Annotated in this window: 22 protein-coding genes and 2 pseudogenes; 4 read left to right on the top strand and 20 right to left on the bottom strand. The window is 41.1% G+C overall.

Annotation, left to right across the window (positions count from 1 at the left end; genetic code table 11):
* Positions 1–38: 38 nt before the first annotated feature.
* On the bottom strand, positions 39–599 hold the full coding sequence (locus tag LCU_RS08695) for an MFS transporter (RefSeq protein ID WP_128486146.1): 561 nt from the start codon (positions 597–599) through the stop codon (positions 39–41).
* Between the two features lie 26 nt (positions 600–625).
* On the opposite strand from LCU_RS08695, the gene LCU_RS08690 reads away from it, so the two are divergent.
* Entirely contained in the window at positions 626–1,555 is a 930-nt protein-coding gene (locus LCU_RS08690; RefSeq protein ID WP_128486145.1) for an IS30-like element ISLpl1 family transposase, read from the top strand.
* A gap of 397 nt (positions 1,556–1,952) precedes the next feature.
* Positions 1,953–3,182: an ArgE/DapE family deacylase gene (locus LCU_RS08685; protein WP_056967095.1), complete on the top strand. Its 1,230-nt coding sequence runs from the start codon at positions 1,953–1,955 to the stop codon at positions 3,180–3,182.
* A gap of 91 nt (positions 3,183–3,273) precedes the next feature.
* Here the strand turns inward: LCU_RS08685 and trxA are convergent, their stop codons facing one another.
* The 3 genes from trxA to LCU_RS08670 all read right to left on the bottom strand — a co-directional run bounded on the left by trxA (position 3,274) and on the right by LCU_RS08670 (position 5,635).
* Positions 3,274–3,591, bottom strand: a complete 318-nt coding sequence (trxA, locus tag LCU_RS08680; RefSeq protein WP_035186853.1) for a thioredoxin — start codon at positions 3,589–3,591, stop codon at positions 3,274–3,276.
* A 99-nt stretch (positions 3,592–3,690) separates the two neighbouring features.
* The gene (locus tag LCU_RS08675) at positions 3,691–4,359 is read right to left on the bottom strand and encodes an ArsR/SmtB family transcription factor (protein ID WP_069468467.1); all 669 of its coding nucleotides are present in this window, start codon (positions 4,357–4,359) and stop codon (positions 3,691–3,693) included.
* Positions 4,360–4,705: 346 nt separating this feature from the next.
* On the bottom strand, positions 4,706–5,635 hold the full coding sequence (locus LCU_RS08670; protein ID WP_128486144.1) for an IS30-like element ISLpl1 family transposase: 930 nt from the start codon (positions 5,633–5,635) through the stop codon (positions 4,706–4,708).
* A 274-nt stretch (positions 5,636–5,909) separates the two neighbouring features.
* On the opposite strand from LCU_RS08670, the gene LCU_RS08665 reads away from it, so the two are divergent.
* Positions 5,910–6,914, top strand: a complete 1,005-nt coding sequence (locus LCU_RS08665) for an alpha/beta hydrolase (protein ID WP_081038353.1) — start codon at positions 5,910–5,912, stop codon at positions 6,912–6,914.
* 49 nt (positions 6,915–6,963) lie between these two features.
* On the opposite strand, the gene LCU_RS08660 is transcribed toward LCU_RS08665, so the two are convergent.
* Positions 6,964–8,628, bottom strand: coding sequence for an FAD-dependent oxidoreductase (locus LCU_RS08660; protein WP_056967114.1), 1,665 nt, complete (start codon positions 8,626–8,628; stop codon positions 6,964–6,966).
* A 162-nt stretch (positions 8,629–8,790) separates the two neighbouring features.
* A pseudogene (locus tag LCU_RS08655) lies at positions 8,791–9,144 on the bottom strand (IS30 family transposase); the annotation flags it as partial.
* 78 nt (positions 9,145–9,222) lie between these two features.
* On the opposite strand from LCU_RS08655, the gene LCU_RS08650 reads away from it, so the two are divergent.
* Positions 9,223–9,474 carry an IS3 family transposase gene (locus LCU_RS08650; RefSeq protein WP_002816285.1) on the top strand — a complete coding sequence of 84 codons (252 nt, stop codon included), beginning with the start codon at positions 9,223–9,225 and terminating at the stop codon, positions 9,472–9,474.
* Positions 9,475–9,536: 62 nt separating this feature from the next.
* Here LCU_RS08650 and LCU_RS10185 read toward each other — a convergent pair.
* From LCU_RS10185 to LCU_RS08580, 14 genes and pseudogenes are all read right to left on the bottom strand, one after another.
* Positions 9,537–9,825 (bottom strand): annotated as a pseudogene (locus tag LCU_RS10185) (helix-turn-helix domain-containing protein); the annotation flags it as partial.
* Between the two features lie 634 nt (positions 9,826–10,459).
* Positions 10,460–10,948: a MarR family winged helix-turn-helix transcriptional regulator gene (locus LCU_RS08640; protein WP_004271000.1), complete on the bottom strand. Its 489-nt coding sequence runs from the start codon at positions 10,946–10,948 to the stop codon at positions 10,460–10,462.
* A 43-nt stretch (positions 10,949–10,991) separates the two neighbouring features.
* Positions 10,992–11,678, bottom strand: coding sequence for an FMN-dependent NADH-azoreductase (locus LCU_RS08635; RefSeq protein ID WP_004271003.1), 687 nt, complete (start codon positions 11,676–11,678; stop codon positions 10,992–10,994).
* Between the two features lie 330 nt (positions 11,679–12,008).
* Positions 12,009–12,698 (bottom strand): 2,3-diphosphoglycerate-dependent phosphoglycerate mutase, encoded by a 690-nt coding sequence (locus LCU_RS08630; protein ID WP_004271006.1) that lies wholly within the window; start codon positions 12,696–12,698, stop codon positions 12,009–12,011.
* 103 nt (positions 12,699–12,801) lie between these two features.
* Positions 12,802–14,352, bottom strand: a complete 1,551-nt coding sequence (locus LCU_RS08625) for an MFS transporter (protein ID WP_056966601.1) — start codon at positions 14,350–14,352, stop codon at positions 12,802–12,804.
* A complete protein-coding gene (locus LCU_RS08620; RefSeq protein ID WP_004271007.1) occupies positions 14,349–14,903 on the bottom strand; it encodes a PadR family transcriptional regulator in 555 nt (184 codons plus the stop codon). The genes LCU_RS08625 and LCU_RS08620 overlap by 4 nt, the downstream gene beginning before the upstream one ends.
* A 174-nt stretch (positions 14,904–15,077) precedes the next feature.
* Entirely contained in the window at positions 15,078–16,091 is a 1,014-nt protein-coding gene (gene rbsR, locus LCU_RS08615) for a ribose utilization transcriptional repressor RbsR (RefSeq protein ID WP_056966603.1), read from the bottom strand.
* A gap of 70 nt (positions 16,092–16,161) precedes the next feature.
* Positions 16,162–17,070 carry a ribokinase gene (rbsK, locus tag LCU_RS08610; protein ID WP_004271012.1) on the bottom strand — a complete coding sequence of 303 codons (909 nt, stop codon included), beginning with the start codon at positions 17,068–17,070 and terminating at the stop codon, positions 16,162–16,164.
* Between the two features lie 19 nt (positions 17,071–17,089).
* Positions 17,090–17,485, bottom strand: coding sequence for a D-ribose pyranase (gene rbsD / locus LCU_RS08605; RefSeq protein WP_004271004.1), 396 nt, complete (start codon positions 17,483–17,485; stop codon positions 17,090–17,092).
* A gap of 19 nt (positions 17,486–17,504) precedes the next feature.
* Entirely contained in the window at positions 17,505–18,389 is an 885-nt protein-coding gene (gene rbsU / locus LCU_RS08600; RefSeq protein ID WP_056966605.1) for a ribose/proton symporter RbsU, read from the bottom strand.
* A gap of 171 nt (positions 18,390–18,560) precedes the next feature.
* Positions 18,561–18,806 (bottom strand): YdeI/OmpD-associated family protein, encoded by a 246-nt coding sequence (locus LCU_RS08595; RefSeq protein WP_056966607.1) that lies wholly within the window; start codon positions 18,804–18,806, stop codon positions 18,561–18,563.
* A gap of 14 nt (positions 18,807–18,820) precedes the next feature.
* A complete protein-coding gene (locus LCU_RS08590) occupies positions 18,821–20,005 on the bottom strand; it encodes an acetate/propionate family kinase (protein ID WP_056966609.1) in 1,185 nt (394 codons plus the stop codon).
* Positions 20,006–20,381: 376 nt separating this feature from the next.
* Positions 20,382–20,918, bottom strand: coding sequence for a MarR family winged helix-turn-helix transcriptional regulator (locus LCU_RS08585; RefSeq protein WP_054644435.1), 537 nt, complete (start codon positions 20,916–20,918; stop codon positions 20,382–20,384).
* Positions 20,919–21,180: 262 nt separating this feature from the next.
* Positions 21,181–22,599, bottom strand: a complete 1,419-nt coding sequence (locus LCU_RS08580) for a C69 family dipeptidase (protein ID WP_004270528.1) — start codon at positions 22,597–22,599, stop codon at positions 21,181–21,183.
* Positions 22,600–22,763: the final 164 nt, after the last annotated feature.

Below are 22,763 nucleotides of genomic sequence, written 5' to 3'. Positions count from 1 at the left end.
TATTAAATTCAATAATGTTGGGGCTTATTTAATATACTCTAAAGCGTTTTTAAAATCTGAACGGGGCTAAAACTTCGGCCACCGAAAATTAAATTAAGTAATTTAAATTGAAAGTCAAATTTGTTCGTACTTTTATGTCCGGATTCTTGACATAGGAGCCAATTTAATACTGTTCGTTGTTCCGGATCATTCGTTAAATTAGGCAAAATCGATGTCATTGGGGTACTAATCCCCGTATACAAAATACCGGCTATTACATAGGTTACTGCTGCGTAAACCACTTTTGTTGTACCTGACAAGTTTGGTGTCGTAAACGTTAACCATGTGAATACCGCAAATGGTAAACATAACCATAAAAAGTATGGTCGACTTTGTCCCCAGCGTGTATGCGTATGATCAATTAAAAAACCCCAGATTGGCGCGTCAAACATATCAATACACCGTGTCAGTAACAAAATGGTCCCAGCAACCCCAATTGAAAGACCAAACACGTCCGTATAGAAATAGAGTAAATAAGTACTAATACGGTAGATTGTAAAATTAATCCGAACGCTGTTCGGACAAAAAAGATCAGCTTCCTTTAAAATGGTGTTTACCACAAACCCATCTTTTAGGAGCTGATCTTTTGTCTAGTATAACCTATTCCGAACGAATTAAAATCGAAACCTTTTGTGAACTAGGGCTGTCCAATATCCAAATGGGCGTTCGGCTGAACCGATCACCGTCAACAATTTCTTATGAATTATCTCGATGTCAACCTTATCAGGCTGAATTAGCACAAACAGATGCCGAATACAAGCGATCACGATGTGGTCGGAAAACTAAGCTGAGCGATGAGTTAAAGCAAAAAATTCTCAACCATTTACGTCTAAGCTGGTCACCAAGAATGATTGCTCACGAATTTAAACTAGCTACTAAATCTATTTATAATTGGTTAAATCAGGGGAGAATTGGTTTCTCCTTGAATGATCTACCTGAACATGGCGTACGCCAACGGCGTAACGTTGACCAACGATCCAAATATAATCAATCTTTGGGGCGATCAATTGAACAGCGTCCCATGATGATTAATCAACGTAAGCGCATCGGCGATTTTGAACTAGATACAGTCGTTGGTCCTCGTGGGCATAGTAAGGCAGTTTTATTAACTTTAATCGATCGCAAATCACGGTTCCTTTGGGCATACCGGTTAAAAGATCGGACGACAGCGACTGTTAATGAAGCACTAACTAAGTTCCTAACCACTTTTAATGGTCCGGTGCACAGCTTTACTGTGGACCGTGGCACTGAGTTTAGTGGGCTAGTATCACTTGAATCACAATATGGTATTAAGACCTATTACTGCCATGCTTATACGCCAGCTGAACGTGGTAGTAATGAACGCTTTAATCGGAATTTACGTTATTTTTATCCTAAAGGGACTCGTTTTGAGCACATTAGTGCTCAAGATTTAACGACGACGTTACTCCAAATTAACCAGCGACCGCTTAAAATACTCGACTGGCAAACACCGTATCAGGTTATGCTGACAAATTTGTCCGAAAATTCGGATTAAATTTGCAATCTACCATACTAACAAATAAGACATTCCCCCCAAAATCCGTCAGTGAGTAACTCAGCTTACGAAATAATGGGATTTCTGCTTTTTCCTGAGGTGCTTCATTAATAACAGATGCCATTTTCTTCAACTCCATTCATTTTGATGATCAAAATTAACTGATTAAACTTTATTCGCAAAACCTCCAATGAATAATAATATTAAAAAAGCGCTTTCTTTTATCGGAATAACTAAAGTATAATCGTTTTATTTTATATGTCAACCGGTTGTCATATAATTTCTATTTTTCTTTTTAACCCACTTCGTTTGCGAAATTTCTTAATTTATGTCCGTTGCTTTCCCAAAATAGGGGCTCTATAATGCCTATGTAATCTTATCTGGAGGTCTTAAAAACATGGAAAAAACTGAAAAAATCGCGATTTTAGAAAAACTGGTCTCAATTGATACAACAGACCAAGCAGAAGGTGTGATTGCCGACTACTTAGCCGATCTATTCGCACAACATGGTATCCATACTGAAAAAGTGGCTTCTAAACCAGGCCGCGAAAACTTAGTGGCCTATCTAGGCAAAGCAACCGACAAAGTCCTCGGTGTCACTGGTCATATGGACGTCGTCAGCATCGGTGATCGCAGCAAATGGACGAGTGATCCCTTCACTCTAACCGCTCGCGATGGTAAACTCTTCGGTCGAGGCGCAACCGACATGAAGTCTGGTCTGGCTGCGCTTGTGATTGCAATGATCGAATTACACGATGAACATGTTCCTCTAAACGGCCAAATCAAACTACTCGCAACCGTCGATGAAGAAAAGAACGAAACTGGTGCGCAAACTTTAACCGCTCAAGGCTGTGCCGATGATTTAACAGCCTTATTAGTTGCCGAACCATCTGGCGTTGATAAACAAGCCTTGGCAAATAACCCCGACAAATTCCCCACAGAAATGGCCCAAAAACTCCTTGCGGCTAATCAAACCAATGAACAACATTTCTTAATTTTCGCCCATAACGGTTCCCTTGATTTTAAAGTGACGGCAACTGGTAAAACCGCGCACAGTTCAATGCCCGCACTCGGTATTAACGCAATTGATCATTTGCTTGCCTACTACAATCGGCAAAAACAATACTTCGATCAGAAACATCCTATTGATGATGTCCTCGGCGATATCGTGCCTGTCACAACCTTAATCAACGGTGGTGAACAAATTAATTCGGTCCCCGGTCACGCAGAACTTACTTGTCGGGTTCGTACAACCCCCGCCTTAACTGGCGACCAAGTGATTGCTGACCTCAATACCATCATTGCGGAACTCAATCAACAGGCAGACATGAATCTGGAATTGACCGTCATTAATAACCAACCACCCGTTAAGAGCAATCCACAAGCACCATTCATTCAAGCTGTTCAAAAAATCGGGGCACAAAAGTTATCCCAAGCTTATCCACTGATGCACGTTGCTGGCGGTACCGACGCCGCCCACCTTGCTAAGCACAATCCTGACTTACCAGTGGCAGTTGTCGGCCCCGGCAATGATACTAGCCACATGATTGACGAATATGTTGATGAAGAAATGTACCTCAAACACATCGACTTCTTTAAAGCCGTTATGCTGGATTACTTAAAATAACAACACAAAAAAACATCACCTAATATATGCCCTACTTAAGAGCTTATCGGATGATGTTATTATTTAATCGTGATACGCCTTCAAGCTATTTTTAAGCTAAGGCAGTATTGATTTCTTGTGCTAATGTTTCTTTCCGTTGTAACCCAACCATTTGTTGCACTAATTGGCCATCTTTCATGACCAACAAGGTTGGAATTGATTGGATGCCGAATTCAGCCGCCAAGTTTTGGTTGTGATCAACGTCAACTTTGGCGATTTTAGCTTTACCCGCGTAATCGTCGGCTAGTTCTTCGACAATTGGGCCTTGCATCCGACATGGTGGGCACCATGTTGCCCAGAAATCGACTAATGTGACCCCTTCTTGAACTTCATCTTTAAAGTTTGCTTCAGTTAGAATTTGTGTTGCCATTGCGATCACCTTTCTTTTCAAGAAAATCATTCAACGATTTCATTGAATTACTCATAATATACCACCATTGGGACGTGCCGTCAAAAAGGACGCTTCATCTTATTCCGTTTCGGTCATAACTCGCGACCATTCCCACACTGATTGATTAAACGTTGCCACTTTAAACCCAGCAGCTTGTAGTTGTTGACTGGCAACATTGGCGTAAGCACATAGACGACCACGACAATAAACCACCACTTCTTTATCCTTGGGGAGCTCAGCTAATCGTTGATCCAACTGATCATATGGCACATTGCGTGCCCCTGGTAAGTGTTGACTTGCAAACTCATCTGCGGGACGCAAATCAATCAAACACACATCGTCTGCCATTAATTTCGTTTTCAATGCGTCACCAGTTAACGCTTCGGGGGCACCTGTTTCTTGCGCGAGTGTTTTTTCCAAAATCGTCATCTCTGGCAAAGTTTCTTCGCAGACATCAACCAAGAGGGTTACCAATTGTTTGACCCGTTCTGAATTTAAACGATAAGTAACAAAATTCTTCTCGCGTTCAATCGCCACTAAGTTTGTTTGTTTCAAAATTTGCAGGTTCCGTGAAACGGTAGCGACACTTAAGCCGACTGTACTGGCTAAGACTTCCACCGTTTTGGGGCCTTGCGCAAGAATGTTCAACAGTTGTAGACGCGTCACGTTCCCTAACGACTTCCCGACTTTGACCACCTGCTCATAAACCGCATCCCGGTATTCTGTAATGCGTTCATCCACTTTCATCGCCTCCCAACAATCAACGCCTTTATTGAATAGAATCAATTTAACATTTCTAGACAAGTGGGTCAACTAAACAAGCTAGGCAATTAAAGTAAGACACCTCAGTTAATTGCTTTCTTCAAATCAACGGTGCCCTGATTAGCTTCTTTATCTGTAATTTCAAAAATTAGTATAAATTGCCACTCTTGACCGACTTTATCAGTTACGTTCATTTCAGTATATTTCCCTATCTGAATTCCTAATTAAATGAACTAATGTCTAAAATAAAAAAAGAACCACCACTCAAGCTATGTACTAGGGTCCTGTCAAGTTGCCGGATGAAATAATATAAAATTGGTAGATTGCAAATTTAATCCGAATTTTCGGACAAATTTGTCAGCATAACCTGATACGGTGTTTGCCGGTCGAGTATTTTAAGCGGTCGCTGGTTAATTTGGAGTAACGTCGTCGTTAAATCTTGAGCACTAATGTGCTCAAAACGAGTCCCTTTAGGATAAAAATAACGTAAATTCCGATTAAAGCGTTCATTACTACCACGTTCAGCTGGCGTATAAGCATGGCAGTAATAGGTCTTAATACCATATTGTGATTCAAGTGATACTAGCCCACTAAACTCAGTGCCACGGTCCACAGTAAAGCTGTGCACCGGACCATTAAAAGTGGTTAGGAACTTAGTTAGTGCTTCATTAACAGTCGCTGTCGTCCGATCTTTTAACCGGTATGCCCAAAGGAACCGTGATTTGCGATCGATTAAAGTTAATAAAACTGCCTTACTATGCCCACGAGGACCAACGACTGTATCTAGTTCAAAATCGCCGATGCGCTTACGTTGATTAATCATCATGGGACGCTGTTCAATTGATCGCCCCAAGGATTGATTATATTTGGATCGTTGGTCAACGTTACGCCGTTGGCGTACGCCATGTTCAGGTAGATCATTCAAGGAGAAACCAATTCTCCCCTGATTTAGCCAATTATAAATAGATTTAGTAGCTAGTTTAAATTCGTGAGCAATCATTCCTGGTGACCAGCTTAGACGTAAATGGTTGAGAATTTTTTGCTTTAACTCATCGCTCAGCTTAGTTTTCCGACCACATCGTGATCGCTTGTATTCGGCATCTGTTTGTGCTAATTCAGCCTGATAAGGTTGACATCGAGATAATTCATAAGAAATTGTTGACGGTGATCGGTTCAGCCGAACGCCCATTTGGATATTGGACAGCCCTAGTTCACAAAAGGTTTCGATTTTAATTCGTTCGGAATAGGTTATACTAGACAAAAGATCAGCTCCTAAAAGATGGGTTTGTGGTAAACACCATTTTAAAGGAAGCTGATCTTTTTTGTCCGAACAGCGTTCGGATTAATTTTACAATCTACCATAATTAATTTTTTATTTTCACTATAAAATGCCAACCATCTGACCATTATCGACTATTACAATCATCACTAGCAGACATCAAATTAATCGTTTACAAATTAATAATATAAAGTAGTATTTCACATTCTTATATTTTATAATAAGGATAAGAAATTATTTTTATAGGAGGAGTAGCATGCCATCTAGACAACCGTCGTATTCAGCCGGTAAAATTAATGCACGCCGTCGTAATCCGGATTTACCAACTGGCGATGTCCACCACGACGCCAATAACTGGTTTCAAAGTTCAGCCGTTGAACAGCATCCCGTCACTTTTAAGAATATCTATGAAATGCAAGTAACTGCTAACGTCTTTCTTCCCAAAGACTCGACGGAAACTGTTTTTCCAGCACTAATCATCGGTGCTCCCATCGGTGCCGTTAAAGAACAGGCAGCTAACCTATATGCCATTAAGCTCGCTGAACAAGGGTTTGTAACCGTTTCATTTGATCAATCTGCTTGGGGCGGGAGTAACGGTGCTCTGCGCAACGCGATTGCCCCTATCTTATATGCGGAGAATTTCTCAGCAGCCACTGACTACCTAACCACTCTAGACTGTGTCGCCAATGACCGTATTGGCTTAATCGCAATTGGTTCGGCCGGTGGTTTCGCGCTCAACGCACTCAAAATAGACGCACGTATTAAAGCACTTGCAACTATTAACTTAACCGATATGGGTGCCATTGTTCGCGAACAGCGTGATGCACTAGGCGGCAACGCATTAATCGAGGAATCCTCACGATCCCGGACATTAGAGATTGCAGGTCAAGCAACCACTTACGCCCATGGAGTACCTGAAGAACTGGACGAAAACTCAACTGATATCGAACGTGAATTCTACGACTTTTATCGTACCCAACGTGGCGCAGCCAACTCGACACTCCATCCCACTCGTACAACTTTTACTAAACTATTAGATTTCTATCCATTGCGCGACCTCGAAACGATCACAGAACGTGCCATGCTCTTTGTTGTTGGTGAAGAGGCATGGTCACGACATTTCAGTGAAGCCGCCTTTGCCAGTGCTAACGAATCAAAACAGTTATTAACCGTAAAAGCAGCTGGGCATGTCGATTTATATGATCGTATCGCGCTTATTCCTTTTTCAGAATTAACTCAATTTTTCACCAAAAATCTATAACAACGCAAAAAAATACCACTGACAGCGAATTGTCAGCGGTATTTTTATATTATTTATCATTCAAGTAGGCTTTGACTACCTGATAATTTTTGAAGCCCCCACTCAAGTTATACACGGATTTAAAACCGAGGTTCAGAAGTAAATTCTGAGCAGCATTAGCCGTAACCCCTTTATTGCAATAGGTGACAGTTGGAATATCCATATCTAATTCCGTGAACCGATCACGAATTTCAGCAAGCGGCATGTTAATGGCATGTTCAACATGCTCGTCCGCATATTTTTGCTTCGAACGTACGTCCAAAATCTGGAAGCGTTCACCTTCAGCCAAGCGTTGCTCCAATTCAGCTGGAGGCAAGAGCGGCCGCCCATGCAATGCATTATCGAGCGCCATTCCCGTATAGAGCACTGGATCCTTAGTGGTTGCATAGAGTGGTTGATAAGCTAGATCGAGATGGAATAAATCGGCCACCTTCGCACCCAATGTGATGGCAGTCACGAAAACGTCAATCCGCTTATCAACCCCATCTTTACCAATGATTTGTACACCTAATAATTTTCCCGTTTGACGGCCAGCAATGGCTTTAATGACGTTTTCGGTTCCATTTAAGTAATCTGCATGCCCTGGTTTAATGTTGTAGAGTACTTCCACATCATAGTCCTTAGCTCGCGCGACTGCTTCAGTAAACCCAGTCTGTGCAATCGTTGTATCGAACAACCGAACAATCCCCGTTCCAAGAATCCCGCGGTGCGTTAAGCCACCGCCAGTCAATGAATTGCCGGCAATTCGTCCCATTTTATTGGCAGTCGAACCCATTGGTCGATACAGTGGTGAGCCATCAATTACGGAGAAACTCTCAACAACATCGCCGACCGCGTAAATATTCGGTACAGTCGTCAACATTTGTTGGTCGACCTTCAACGCCCCTGAAGGTCCCTTAGCTATCTTCATATGGTCGACCAACTGCGTTTGTGGTTCAACGCCAAGTGCTAGTAGGACCAAATCCGTTTGAATGGTCGTCTGATTACTCAATTCTACCGCCGATACCACACCATCCTGCGCAGTCACTTGTTTTGCGGTTACACTCTTTAACACATGCACCCCGTTAGCACGAATAACTTGTTCAGCACGATAGGCCATATCACCATCAAAATGGGTCATAATTTGCGCGCTTCGTTGAACTAACGTCACGTCCAAGCCACGTTTTTGAAATTGTTCCATCATTTCAAGCCCAACATAACCGGTCCCAAAAATCGTCACATTTTGAACTGAATGGTGCTGTAAATACGCGTCGATTGCGCGTGTATCTACCATGTTATGCATCGTGAAGACGTTTTGGTAGGCTTCATCGAACGGTGCAATAATGCGTGGCGTGGCCCCCGTCGCTAAAACTAGGCGGTCATAATAATCTTCAAACAACTCGCCCGTCTCAAAGTTTTTCAAGACCAGCGCTTGTTGGTTTTCATCGATTGAAATCACTTCGATACCCGTCATAATGTCAACGTTGAAGCGTTTTTTGAACCACGCCGCATCGCGCGGAATTAACGTCTCTAGGTCTTCAACCTCACCCCCTACGTAATAAGGCATGCCACAAACCGAATAAGAAATATCCTGACCTTTTTCATAAACGACAATCTCATCAACTTCACTATTTCGCCGCGCCTTTGCTGCCACACTCGTCCCCGCTGCAACGGAGCCAATCACAACAATCTTCATGATCATCACCAATCCTTATTATATTTAAAGACAATATAACTCATTTTAATCTTGAATGAAATCCATTTGTTTTCGACTCCCAAATTGCAAGAACAAATTAGCCACACGATAAATCCTATTAAATCAGTATTTTCATTAATATTCATATTTTATGGACTTAACTTAACCGGCGGAAGCAGCGGAGAAAAGCTCTTTGGGTGTTTGATAGCCAGTTTGCCGGCGCGGTAAATTGTTTAGCTTTGACTCAACTGCTTGGATATCATGAGGACCCAAAATATCCATGGATAGACCCTTGGGTACATCGCGGCGGATCATTCGATTATGCGCTTCGTTAGTCCCGCGCTCAGAGGAACGATATGGATGGGCATAATAAAGGTCAGCGACACCGGTAAGTACAGCGCCAACTTCCGAGAACTCAGCGCCATTATCGGCAGTAACTGACTTCATGATTGATCCGTATTCTTGACAGATCTTGGCCAGCTCATAGTTGACTGAATCGGCATCACGACCATCTGGATGTAAGCTGATTCCTGAGACAACTTTTAAGAGAGGGTATAATGAATAAATCATCTCTCAAAAGGAAGGAATTTTTACATGCCAACTCGTTACGACAAAGAATTCAAACAAAACATTATCAACCTATATAAGCAAGGCGAATCAGCTGCCCAACTGGCCAGAGAATATGGCATTGGCTATTCAACAGTTCATAAGTGGATCCAGGGCCAGGCCAAAACTCAATCCGGTAAATCGCCAGACGAAATCAAAGCGATGGAAAAGCGACTGGCTTCGCTGTCTGAGGAGAACGAAATCCTAAAAAAAGCCCTGGGCTTCCTTGCGCAGAAGTAACCAATATCTTTGATTACATTCACCAAGAAAGCCATCACCACCAGGTAACCAAGATGTGCCGAATCCTCCGAGTTTCAAAGGTCGATGACAGTGGGCTCGATTAGCTTCGTACTTAGCTTGTGCTGTTTCTGGTGAGTATACAGCGTAATATTGGCGTTGACCATTCACTTTTTTTACTTGGTCGATCTCGCCGCGGCACAATTCATTATTGATTGTTTGATGACAAACATTAAGCGCTCTGGCAATTGCACGATTGGAATAGCCTTGGCTGTGCAGCGTAGCAATTCTGCCTCGTTCAAACGAAGTTAGGTGCTGACCTTTTTTTCTGACTGTGGTATTCTGTTCTTGCATCAAGACAATAACCTCTTTCATTGTTTGTGTAGGAACATCAATGATAACAGAGATTCGTCTTGGTGTTTTTTATTTTATCAATTAGCTAAAAGTATTTGGCTAACTTGATTATAAAACGCGCGATTTTTATTTGGAGGTTCTTATTATGTTTAATGGTCTATTCAAAGATCTAACACCAAGGTCGTTTACTGGTACTGCGTCGAGTTATTATTAGTATCGTGGGTCTCTGTGTCTTTTCAGCTTTCTTTATTATCTTTGGTGCTAAAGTAACTTTTGAAATTCTTGCAATATTTGCTCGAGATACGACTACATTTGTCACTGTGTTGCTTTACTTGCTTTCATTATTTATTTTTTTAATCGGGTTCAAAACCAAGATTACTCAAATTAGTGTTGTTACAGCCTGGATTAGTGAAGTACAGTTTTTATTTTTGTTATTCTCGCCAATTTGGCAAATTCACGCTGGAAGAGAAGTTGCGTTCTATGTTATTTTGGCTATGAGGATTCTGGTCACAGTATTACTGGCATTTCTTTTGTATCTATATCATCGCAACAATAAAGCAAATCGAAAATACCGTCGATAACTTAATACAAAAAAATAGGCTAGCCCTTGAGGGACTAGCCTATTTGAATATCATCAATAAAAATCGCGTTCAAATTGCATTAAATCATTGATTAAAGACGCTGCTTGCTTCAATTCAGCATCTTTATATTTTTCGGTCACCTTATCAATAACTTGCGCTTTCAGCGTTTCATGCATTTTATCGTGGCTTTGCGCAATCACACGGCCTTTAGCGGTCAAAGAATAATAGATTTTTTTCTGATCATCTGGTTTTTTAGTCGCTTGAATTAAGCCCATTTGAATCAACTTCTTAGCGGCGCGTGTAATGCCGCCACGCGTAACCGCCAACCGATCCGCTAGTGCTACACCTGTTAATTCTTCGGCCTCTAATCCTGATAATATGTGCAATGCAATGATTGATAGCTGCGGAATCATCGTTTTCAAGTTCTCATCACTCAGCTGATTTTGCAACCATTTTTGTTCTTGAACACCGCGGCCGTTGACACTATCTGAGCGTAATTGCTTGATTGCATGATAGAGTGCCATCACTGATTCGTTTTCCATTTGCTTAACCTCTCATCAATTGTTACCACCAGTATACACCAAATTAGAATACTTTAGCTTTGGTCGTCGCTTCCGTTAGGGCCCGTGCTAATATTTGTTCACGTTGATCTGCATGAGCATCCGCGCCTTCAATATAGACGTGTTCAACTTGATTAACACCATAGAATTTCAACATATTGGTTAAATACATATCGCCTAAATCCATAAGTGCAGAACTTTCGTTACTCTTAATCTTAAATAAACGGCGGAACAAGAACTTAACGATCCCCCACTTGCCCCCAGCGTGATAAACACTGCCAGCTGCTTGGATATGGATTGCTTTCTTACCTTCTAACAAACCTACTGAACCGTTCGGTGTGTATTTGAATGTTTTGTGGGCGACCGCCGTCAAATCTAAATATTGTTTCATCTCAGCTGGTAAAAAATGATTGTACATTGGATTGATGAAGACATATTTATCAGCTTCGATAAATTCATCTAACCAATCTGCGTGTTGTTGTAATAGTGTTTTCTCAGCTTCAGCCATTGGTTCGTCAAATTTTTGTTTACGCCATGCAGCCATTGTCATATCGTTCAATGGTGGAACACCTGCTTCAGTATATAGATCTCGAATAATAATTTGATCATCAGGATGGGTCCGACGATAAGTTTCTACAAAGCGGGTCCCTACCGCTAGGGATAAACTCTTTTCAACATGGGGATGTGCTTGGATTACTAATAATGTACTCATTAAAAAAACCTTCTTTAGTTTCGTTTAGTTGCTTGTCAACAAAATAAAGATTATCATCGTTTTAGTTGCTTGTCAACAAAATGTTTTAAATTACCGTTAGCTATCAAATTTAGCTGAAGTGTCCTAGTAGCGCCCTAACGTGTCATTTTTAAGCAAAAAAAATAGGCTATCCCTTGAGGGACTAGCCTATTTGTGTAAGCTTATTAAACATGCTTTTTAAAGCTGACTCCTGCGCTTAGCTACAATCCGCAAACAATCGACTAACGTCGATTATTCACGAATTTAGGCTAATGCTCAGAATCAACCCGCTTTAAACACACTCTTTAATAATTAGTTTAATTTCTTCTTGCTTACTACGTTTAAGTTTTCGTCTAAATCATAAACAACTGGTTCGCCTGTTGCCATTTCAACGTCCATGATGTCTTCATCAGAGATGTTTTCGATGTATTTTGTTAAGGCGCGTAGTGAGTTACCGTGAGCGGCTACAATGATATTTTGGCCGTCGATTAATTTTGGAGCGATTTCGTCTTCCCAGAATGGGATAACACGTTCCAAAGTAACCTTCAAGTTTTCGCCACCAGGAATTGCTTTTGGATCTAAGTGTGCGTAACGACGGTCGTTTGCTGCTGAACCTTCATCACTTGCATCCAATAGTGGAGGAAGTGTGTCGTATGAACGACGCCAGATGTGAACTTGTTCGTCGCCCCATTTTTCAGCTGCTTCAGCTTTGTTTTGGCCTTGTAATGCACCATAATGACGTTCGTTTAAGCGCCATGATTTCATTTCTGGAACCCATAATTGATCTGAACCTTCAAGTGCATAGTGTAATGTCTTGATGGCACGAGTCAATACTGATGTGTAAGCTTGGTCAAAAAGGATGCCTTCTTTTTTCAATAAAGCACCAGCGTTTTGAGCTTGGCGTACGCCTTCTTCGCTTAAGTTAACATCAACCCAACCAGTGAATTGGTTTGATAAGTTCCATTCACTTTGTCCGTGACGAATAAAAACTAATTTAGCCATGTGTAAGTAACCTCACTTTTTTTATTTTTACTCTGTTCATTTTACACTGTTTGCTACACAATTTACAGTCTTATCTTTTCAGAAAATAATGAACCTTCTTTTTTTATGCTCGATCAGTCGTTTTCGTTTCTTTCAATAAGAAAAGCGCCGCCAAGATGGCAATCACCATGAGCACTAGCGACGTCGTTACAACAGCGATCATCCCTTTATCAAAAGCCGTGACAACAATTTGTTGGACCTTTGCGGCATACGGTGTCTTCACTAATTGTTGCCCCCACGCGATTGCATGTCCTGAAAAAGCACCTGCTTCAACCAATGCTTGCTGAATGCCAGTTGCTGCCGCCTTCGGGATTGAGCTACCACTAAAGCCAGTCTTCAAACTCGTTTCGTAGGCATTCGTTTGTGATAAACCGAGAATCACAACACCGACGGTAATTCCAATTTGGCGGAAAACATTCAATAAACCGGATGCCATTCCGATTTCTTGAGGATTAATATTATCCATCGCCGCTGTATTGATCATTGGATTGATAATCGCATTGCCTAACCCAGTTAGCGCAAGCAATGGTAAGAGTTGCATATAAGTAAAATCAGTCGTTGTCACTTGTCTAAAAATTAATAAACCAAGGGCAGAAACAGTAAATCCAAAAGCAATCAACCATTTTTTACCGAATTTATAGCCTAGAACACCCGTGAATGGTCCTAAAACAAGGGACCATAAACTCATTGGCAGTTGATGCACACCGGTTGAAAAGGCTGAGTAACCCATGTAATTTTGCATCAAACTCGTTTGATAAGCGGCTAAGGCAAAAATGCCAGCGCCTAATGAGAAAGCTAAAATCACAACACCCACGAAATGGCGATTCGTAAGTAACGTCAAGTTCATCATTGGTGCTTTTGCTTTCAATTCCACAAAGACGAAAAGCGCTAAAATTAAAACGGAAGCGACTAACCACCCCATAATGCGCATATCTGTCCAAGCCCAGTGCATATGTTGTTCTTTTTGAATCAACCCATAAATCCCGGAAAATAAACTAATTGCTGACAAGATCATCCCCATAAAATCGATTGATTCGCCCGCGCCATAAGCTGGTGTTTCTTTAACATTGCGAATCACTAAGTAAACTGAAATAATCCCGACTGGTAAATTGACGAAAAAGATGGATGGCCAGCCGAAGTTTTCGACTAAAAAGCCCCCTACTAAGGGTCCAATAGCAGTTGAAAAACCAATCACGGAGCCTAAAATCCCCAGTGCAGTCCCCCGTTCGCGCCCTTCAAAGTTCGACGCCACTAGTGCCATCGATAAACTCATCATACCCGAGCCACCAATCGCTTGGACCGCGCGACCAATATCTAATACCAATAAATTTGGTGCCAGTCCGTTAACGACAGAGGCCGCTGTGAATAAAATCATACTCATGATAAAAATTTTCTTGCGCCCGAACATGTCCCCTAATTTGGAAACAGTCAACAAGCTGACCGCATACATCAATGTATAGGCGTTCAAAACCCATTGTAAGTTGCTAAAATTTGTTTTAAAATCAATCGCCATACTTGGTAAAGCGACATTGACGACAGTTACGTCTAGCAATCCCATAAAGACACCCAGACTCATCGCGACCAGCGCTATCCAGCGGTTGGTTGTTTTTTTCATTTTACTATCTCCATTTTCTCTATCTCATTTATTTGTGCTTGTAGCCAATCCATTTTGGCTTTGATCGTTGTGATTACGAAATCGGTTGAACGAATCTGCCAATAATAATAATCCGTCATTGTCTCATCCGCATCTTTTAATTCAGTTAGATGTTTTTCCACACCGCTATAAACATGTAAATCTTCAGCCAACTCACTGTAGAAATCTTGTAAAATACTGACTTGTTCTGCTGCATCAATGTAGTGCATCCCACGCATCTTAAAGCGATAAGCATCATCCCACTTCGCATCATGAACGACTGGTTTAGCCATTAATTCAGCAAAATAGCGCCGTCCCTCTTCAGTAATGTGCGCAATCTTCGTACCACGTGAATCCTGATCAGCTTCCTCAAACCCAATGCAGCCTTTGCTTTCCAATTTATCTAACAACGGATACAAAACCCCATTTGAAATTTTCCGTCTGGGCACCATCGCATTTTCCAAGATAATCCGCAACTTATAGCCCGACATATTCCGGCTCATTAAGGCGGATAACATCAGCAATTCATACATAAACGCATAACCTCTCTCTTTAATTAGTCTTTTAGACAGGTCTTTAAGACTTATTAAGTATAGTTCTTTCCGACATATTTACAAGCCTTTTTTTCATTTTTAGACAAATAAAAAAACATGATCCGCATAAGTTGCCTGATAACAAGGCTTCATGCGGATCACGCTTTTATGGATTTAGGGATGTATAGGTTGTACACTCTCTCTTTCAACTAATTCAATTGAAAGTACTTTTTGTTGTGGCGCAATAGCAGGCTCCACAATCCGGTTCAATAATAGACGTGTTGCTTCTTGCCCAAGCTCGAAAATCGGTTGCTTAATGGTCGTCAATTTTGGTGTGACATATTCACACCAATCGATGTTATCATAGCCAATCACTGAGATATCTTCTGGCACCTGTACTCGTAATTCACGTAACCCACGAATCAATCCGATAGCGAGTTCATCATTGATTGCAAATACAGCAGTTACCCCGCTATCAATCACCTGTCGTGCAACTTGGTAACCACCTAATTTCGTTAACGGTGTCGTTATTTGCCACTCATCCGCCACTGGTAATTGGGCTTTCAACATCGCGGCTTGATAACCAATGAATCGTTGTTCGATGTTCCAAGCTCGTTGTTCTGGTAAAACAATTCCGACTTTATGATGGCCTCGTTCAATGAGATACCGTGCGGCCAACTCTCCACCTTGCGTATCGGCAACCGTAATTTCATCTCCCGCATGTTGTTTATCTGATTGATCTAATAAGATAAACGGGATTTGTCGTTTTTGCAGATAGCTATCCAACGTTGTTTTTTGTAAATGAGGGACAGCCAAAATAAAGCCGTCAACATTTCGACGAACCAATTCCTTTAAATAATGATCAACTTTCTGATTATGCGCCCCTGCACTATAAATTAATGGGATGAAATCGAATTGATAGGCAATTTCTTCGACACCTTGAATAAACTGACTAAAAAAAGGATTATTGATATCCGGCACCAATACCGCGATCGTCTTCGTTTCTTTATTAATCATATTTTGCGCGAAATAATCAGGTTCATACTGAAGTCTTTCCCGAGCGGCTTTGACCCGCGCAATCGTTTCTGCGCTAAAGCGCTCACCTTTATTATTAAGAATTAACGAAACTGTTGTGACCGATGTTTGCGCCAGCGCGGCAACATCTTTAATCGTTACTTTTCGAACCATTTTGGCACTCCCCCGAATCAAATTAATAAAAACACCCACAGCCGGCTAGCCATGGACGCTGTTAATATGATTATAACTGAATATCCTTTTCATAAGGAATCGAATTTTGCGCCCCTTTAGTTTGGACTGCAATCGAAGAAGCCTTATTGGCATAAGTCATTGCTGCTTCAATGTTACTGTAATCCAATTCAAGTTTCGTACTTAAAGCACCGATAAAGGTATCACCAGCAGCGGTTGTATCGACTGCTTGAACTTTAAATGCCGGTACAAACCCGGTTGTTGTTGGTGTTGCATAGAATGAGCCCTTTGCCCCAACCGTAATGATAACGACTTTAATCCCCATCTTAAACATCGCTTCCACGTTAGCTTTCATTGATGCTTCGTCAGTCACTTTAATCCCTGTGATAATTTCAGCTTCCGTTTCATTAGGGACAATCATGTCCGTCACTGCCAATAATTCAGCTGGAATATTTTTAATCGCTGGTGCAGGGTTCAAAATCGTTTGAACGCCGTTTGAACGGGCAATTTTGAAAGCTTCAATAATTGCAGGAATAGGTACTTCGAATTGAGCGACAATTCTGTCAGCATCTTTGATGGCTTCTTCGGCTTCATGAATATCATCGACTGTCACATCTTGGTTGGCCCCACCATAGATTAAAATACTATTTTGTCCACTAGCATCCACCATGATGTAAGCTTGGCCAGTCCCAGCTGTTTCAGAACAACGAACGTGATCAATGTTCATGCCATCTTTTTTGAACGTATCTAGCATGAAATCAGCGGCGCCTTCCTTACCAACCTTACTAATGAAAGCTGTTTGCGCACCTGACCGAACAGCTGCGATTGCTTGGTTTGCACCCTTACCACCACCAGCAACTGCGCGGCCATCCATTGCTAATGTTTCACCTGGTTGTGGAAAACGCTGAACGTTTAAAATTGTGTCGACATTTGTTGACCCTAATACGATTACTTTTTTCATTTGAAAGCCCTCCTAATGGTTAAAATACAACGCCACTTTCTAAAATAATGTTGGAATAAGGTGTCATTTCACCCGTCCGAACAAATGCTTTGGCCTGCCCCAAGTCCTGTTTCATTTGTGCGTGATCAATAAATTCAATGGGCGTCTCACCAATCACTTTTTTGATTTGTTCAAGTTGTGCTGGATTAGCTGTTTTAATTTCGTTTGCTAAGTAAACTTTTTGAATTTCCAATTCTGTTAGAACATTTTTAAGTACTTGAATAAAACTTGGTACACCATTTTCGATGGCCACATCGATTTTTTGCGTTCCAGCTGGGACCGGCATCCCAGCATCGCCAATACTCATTGTATCAAAATGTCCCATGTTTGAAATCACATTTGAAATTTGTGAATTGATAACTTGTGTTTTTCGCATAATAAATCCGCCCCACTTTTTATTTGATAAAGGCTGTCACAGATCCAGCCACTAATACGAGTACTAAACCAATTAATACGGCAACCATTTCTTTTTTAGTCTTTTGTTCTTTCAACACATAAATCCCACCGATTGTGGCGAAAATGACACTGGTTTGGGATAAAACAAACCCCGTTGCTAAGCCATTCACAGAAGGTTGTGCTGAGATAAGATACGTCAGCGCTGCAAACGCGAAGAAGAACCCACTGAAGATATTCTTATACGAAGTTGCTTCTTTGAAAGGTTGATAAGTCTTGCTGGTTTGGGTTAATCCGAAGATAACACCTACAATTGCCATTCCTAATGCTTGTGGCAAAAAGCCTTGGAAACCGTCCGCGTGTACTGCTTGTGGAAAGGCGGAGTACCCTAGGTAGCCTAGTTCGCCAACTAATAATAACAAGATGCCACGCACCGCGCCATTTTTACTAGCGCTTGAACGATCTTCACTCCAGGCTGTTAAATAAACACCAAGGATAATTAGAATAATCGCTGTGAACCCAATCAACTTCGATTGTGTACTTGCCCAGTTACCCAAGATGAAGACGCCCCACAAAGATGCCCCAACAAGTTGGAACCCAGTTGTGATTGGCATCGTTCTAGAAACACCCATGGTTTCAAAAACATGAAAGGTGATAATCTGCGCTAATGCCCAACAAGCCCCTGAAATTAAACAAAAAATAAATGTTTTGGTTTCTGGAATCGGTGTCCCGCGGAAAATAGCCACAATAATGGCCAGAATTAATGTCCCAAGTGTCGTTCCAATAATTTGACTCGCTGGTTTCCCACCAATTTTACCAACGATCACAGGGAACAATCCCCAACCAATCATCGGCATTAATCCAATTAAGATATTGACAGCATTCATATTCAATCCTCCGTCCTTTATTGTAGGCTAGTAAAACGTTTTACTAACTATCATGGTGATTATTATAAAGGAGCTTCTTTGAGAATTCAACTCTTTTTTGTAACCGCTTTATTAAAGAACACAAAAAAGATTAATCTGGCGCGCATTTGGCCTGATTAATCTTTTTTTAATTTATTTTTTCTTTGCTTGTCCGTATCCTCGTTTAGATTTATAACCTGCATCTAAAATTTGACACATTTCAACATAATGTCGTTGCTGTGTTTCTTCAGCTTTAGCGCCGTAAACATAACGTGCCCATTCGCGTTGATAGCCTGGTGTTAGTGCGTCGAAAAAGGTTTTTGTGGCTGGTGTATCTTCTAATCGAGCAATCAATCGGGGAATCTCAACTTCATATTCTGATAGTGGTTTTTGTGGCATGGTGCATAACTCCCTTATTTTAACCGCATAACATCTCTGGCAATCATCAACTCTTCATTAGTTGGCACAATCAGGACCTTAACGCGTGATTGATCACTGCTGATAATGCGTTCTTGGCTGCGGACATTATTTTTATCTTCATCCAATTCTACACCAAAACAAGCGAGTTGTTCACAAATGGCAGCCCGTAATTCACTGCCGTTCTCACCACTACCGGCAGTAAAGACCAGCGTATCTACTCCATTCATTAAAGCTACGTAAGAACCGACATACTTCACAACTCGATTGACAAAAATATCAAGCGCCAATTGGGATTGTGGTCGTGAGTCAGCGGTTTCTTCTAAATCACGCATATCCGGTGATAGTTCAGAAATCCCTAATAAGCCAGACTTATGGTTCAAAATTGTGATCATCTCTGGCATTGTCTTACCTAATTTTTCAGCTAAAAAGGCTACTAATGAGACATCAATATCACCAGATCGCGTGCCCATCGTAATCCCCGCAAGTGGTGTGAACCCCATTGATGTATCGACAGCGTGCCCGTCTTGAATCGCGGTAATTGATGCACCACTGCCCAAGTGCAACGTGATCATTTTTTGCGTTTCAAGCGGCTGATCTAGCATTTCAGCCGCTCGATGAGCAACAAACCGATGACTGGTCCCATGCGCACCGTATTTACGGGCCCCATACTTTTCATAATACGCTTGCGGAATACTGTATAAATAGTTTTCGGCAGGTAACGTACTGTAAAATGACGTGTCAAAAACAGCCACTTCCGGTACGCCTGGCAATAATGCAGTGAAAATTTTAATGTAATAAGCTTGGGTTGGATTATGCAACGGTGCATATTCAGCCAAACGATTAATCTCATCGAGCCCAACCGGATTAATTACTGCAGAGTCCTTGAAGGCTTCTCCACCAGCAACCACCCGGTGACCAACCCCCGTAATCTCATCGAGATGGGTTACGATATTTAATTCCTTCAACCGCGTTAATAATAACGTTGCTGCTTGTTCGTGCGTCGTAATATCTTGGACTTGTTTAAACTTTTCCTGATTGCCATACTTCACTGTGAATACAGAATCAGATAAGCCTAACCGATCAATCATTCCTTTAGCGATTACTCGTTCAGACGGCATTTCAAATAATTGCCACTTCAGTGTTGAACTACCTGCATTAATAGCCAGAATTTTTTCCATGATATCGACTCCCACTCTTTCATAATCCGTTCATGGCTTAATTGTAAGCAATTTCATAAAAAGAAACAAGCCCTATTATATCAGAGTGCGTCATCAACGGGTAACTTCTGAGCATTTATCTAACTTAGCGAATTGGCGATGCAATCGCCGATTTGATAAGTGTAGCAAAGCACAGGAAGTTATTGATGAAAGCACGTTTAAGGCAAGAATGCATTTGGTTGCGGTCAGCAACTGAGCATTAATACAAACTAGCGCTTAATCTCGATTTTAAGATTAAGTGCTAGTTTAGATTAAGCGGAAGTTGTTGCAACCAAAAAGCACGTTTTATCCATAAAAAAAGAACCGCCCCCACGCGGTTCTTCCTATTTCATAATAACTATTCTGCACTTTCTTCGTTCATTTTCTTTACTTTATTTAGGAATGAACGGCCCATCTTGTTATCTTGGTATTCACTTGGTTCAATGACATCTAAATAGAATTGATCAATGAATCGAATCAAACCATCGACTTTATCACGGCCCATTTGTGCTTCGATTTCACGGTATTTTTCAACATAGCGGCTCACCAACCGGTCTAAAACGTCTTGACCTTGTTTAGTTAAGCTCAAAAATTTAACCCGTTGATCTGTTTGAAGATGTTCTTCAACCACGTACCCATTTTCTTTCAGTAACCGACATTGGCGTGAAATTGCTGAACGACTAACACTCATCGTCTTAGCTAACTTACTACCTGTTAAGTTTTCGTTAGTTGAAATTTCGTACATAATTAAAAATTGGTCAAAAGAAACTTTGTAATTTAAACTTTCTCCACTGACAAAGTCGCTTAAATTGCTGACAATCCACCGATAAATCAATGAAAGATGCGTTACTACTTCCCAATCATCAGAATACTTGCTTGTTGCTTTTGCTGTCATAACCTTTTCTCCCTTTACTAACCGATCTGTCATGCGTAGAAACAATTAACGGATTTAATTTATTTTGCTATCAATATATTAGCATATTTTGAGAGAAAAGAAACCACTCGATTCATTAAATAGCTATAAATAGATTTGATGTGCAACAATTCAATTGACCATATAATCATCAACCCACTATATTAGTTTGTCGTGACTATATAAAAAGAAGTCATTAAAGATAAAATTATTTTCATCCTTAATAACTTCTTTTAATAACATCTTATAGGTTACGATCCATATTGAACGTCAATTTCGATAAATTAATGCCCGACATAACGAGTTCCCCAATCATCGAGGTCGCTTCAGTCGCCATCTGCTTAACAATCGCATGGTTTTGCTCAGTCAAATACTCCGTTAAGGCAGCGCCTTGATACTTTTGTGCTTCCACTTGAATGGCTTCAATCATCGTTCGTAATTCTTGCTTACAACGGTTTAAGTAATCTACATTGCCTTGAATGTGCTGGCTATAATGGCCTTCCACCAATACTGAAATTGTCCGGTATAACCAATATGCACTCTTCATATCCCATTTCATTGGTGTTTCGCTGAAACTTAGATCCGTATCGTTCGCATTCGTGAAAAATGGAATGAACGGTGTATACGTTGGCATCCCCATTGTGATCCACATGATGGCCGCTTGTTCCTTTGGCACATCATTCCGTAATTGTAAAATATGTGCATTTTGCGTCCGATTCAAACCGATTGGGCGGTAACGATACTTGTCGGCATCAGTCCCATGCCCCATTGGATCGAATGGCGTTTCATTATAATGTGAGCCTAACAACATTTCAATATCTTCAACACTAATTTTATGTTCAATACGCCGAATAAATGGTAATTCAGCCGATTCGGGTGACATATCAAAATCAGCATCAAATAAATGATGGGCGTACCAAACCCGTGGTGTATTATAGTGCCGGTCTTTTTCATTCATCGTGCCAAAAATGTGGCGGAAATTCCAGCCCGTTTTATCCGGATTCAAATGATGGGCTTCAACGTATTCTTGAATGCCTTCTGCCCACATAAAATTGTCGGCATCCGTGAAATCAACTTGTTGAATCGCCACTTGGTTGGCGGCAACTGCATAAGCATCATCTGGAATCCGTTGTGCTAGCCATAAATGCCCTGTCACAATTTCCATATACCACACTTCATTGTGATCACTAAAGAGCACACTATTGCCGGCGGGTGAGCCGTATTGTTTAATCAAATTACCGAGATAGCTGACCCCTTCGCGCGCCGAGTTAATGTACGGCGCAACCATAGCTTGCATGCAATCTTCATCCAACCCGTCTTTCACCAATGGATCATAAGCGAGGGCTTTTTCATTTCCATATGTACTTTCGGTACAGCTCATCGCCACGTTAACTTCGTTAATACTACTTTCATCATAATAACCATTATGTTTGTAATCAACATTCGGAACAGCGGGCCATCGGTAGCCATTCTCAGGTAATTCGGCTTCAAACCCGTTTAACCAAGATTTAATTTTAGCACCCTTACGCCCTTTAACAGCTGGATTGATGTGAAACCGTTGTGGTGTTAAAGGTAAAAAAGTATCGTCGTTACGCGCAATCATCGTTGATCCGTCCAATGATGCGTTTTTACCAACTAAAATTGATGTACATGCTGATTCCATAAGTTGCACTCCCTCTGATGACCACTTTAATTGAACTCATCGGTCACGTTTGATTAAAATTTTCTCATAATTAATATCCATAGTGTACGCTTCTCACTTGCGAAAGTATAGCCTGATTTGTTGATTAATTTCCTTTAACCCCCGCATTTATTGCGATTTCTATA

This window comes from Latilactobacillus curvatus JCM 1096 = DSM 20019 (assembly GCF_004101845.1).
GTDB lineage: Bacteria > Bacillota > Bacilli > Lactobacillales > Lactobacillaceae > Latilactobacillus > Latilactobacillus curvatus.
Note: the sequence above shows the minus strand (reverse complement) of the source record. Positions and strands in the feature narration are given on the sequence as shown.

Bases quoted from the DNA above. Each gene is read 5' to 3' on its own strand.
- rbsD (WP_004271004.1), bottom strand. From the start codon at position 17,485: ATGCGAAAAACACAAGTTATCAATTCACAAATTTCAAATGTGATTTCA.
- LCU_RS08620 (WP_004271007.1), bottom strand. From the start codon at position 14,903: ATGTATGAATTGCTGATGTTATCCGCCTTAATGAGCCGGAATATGTCG.
- LCU_RS08640 (WP_004271000.1), bottom strand. From the start codon at position 10,948: ATGGAAAACGAATCAGTGATGGCACTCTATCATGCAATCAAGCAATTA.
- LCU_RS08580 (WP_004270528.1), bottom strand. From the start codon at position 22,599: ATGGAATCAGCATGTACATCAATTTTAGTTGGTAAAAACGCATCATTG.
- rbsK (WP_004271012.1), bottom strand. From the start codon at position 17,070: ATGAAAAAAGTAATCGTATTAGGGTCAACAAATGTCGACACAATTTTA.
- LCU_RS08675 (WP_069468467.1), bottom strand. From the start codon at position 4,359: ATGAAAGTGGATGAACGCATTACAGAATACCGGGATGCGGTTTATGAG.
- LCU_RS08590 (WP_056966609.1), bottom strand. From the start codon at position 20,005: ATGGAAAAAATTCTGGCTATTAATGCAGGTAGTTCAACACTGAAGTGG.
- LCU_RS08585 (WP_054644435.1), bottom strand. From the start codon at position 20,918: ATGACAGCAAAAGCAACAAGCAAGTATTCTGATGATTGGGAAGTAGTA.
- LCU_RS08625 (WP_056966601.1), bottom strand. From the start codon at position 14,352: ATGAAAAAAACAACCAACCGCTGGATAGCGCTGGTCGCGATGAGTCTG.
- rbsU (WP_056966605.1), bottom strand. From the start codon at position 18,389: ATGAATGCTGTCAATATCTTAATTGGATTAATGCCGATGATTGGTTGG.
- LCU_RS08665 (WP_081038353.1), top strand. From the start codon at position 5,910: ATGCCATCTAGACAACCGTCGTATTCAGCCGGTAAAATTAATGCACGC.
- LCU_RS08635 (WP_004271003.1), bottom strand. From the start codon at position 11,678: ATGAGTACATTATTAGTAATCCAAGCACATCCCCATGTTGAAAAGAGT.
- rbsR (WP_056966603.1), bottom strand. From the start codon at position 16,091: ATGGTTCGAAAAGTAACGATTAAAGATGTTGCCGCGCTGGCGCAAACA.
- LCU_RS08630 (WP_004271006.1), bottom strand. From the start codon at position 12,698: ATGGCTAAATTAGTTTTTATTCGTCACGGACAAAGTGAATGGAACTTA.
- LCU_RS08595 (WP_056966607.1), bottom strand. From the start codon at position 18,806: ATGCCACAAAAACCACTATCAGAATATGAAGTTGAGATTCCCCGATTG.
- trxA (WP_035186853.1), bottom strand. From the start codon at position 3,591: ATGGCAACACAAATTCTAACTGAAGCAAACTTTAAAGATGAAGTTCAA.
- LCU_RS08660 (WP_056967114.1), bottom strand. From the start codon at position 8,628: ATGAAGATTGTTGTGATTGGCTCCGTTGCAGCGGGGACGAGTGTGGCA.
- LCU_RS08650 (WP_002816285.1), top strand. From the start codon at position 9,223: ATGCCAACTCGTTACGACAAAGAATTCAAACAAAACATTATCAACCTA.
- LCU_RS08685 (WP_056967095.1), top strand. From the start codon at position 1,953: ATGGAAAAAACTGAAAAAATCGCGATTTTAGAAAAACTGGTCTCAATT.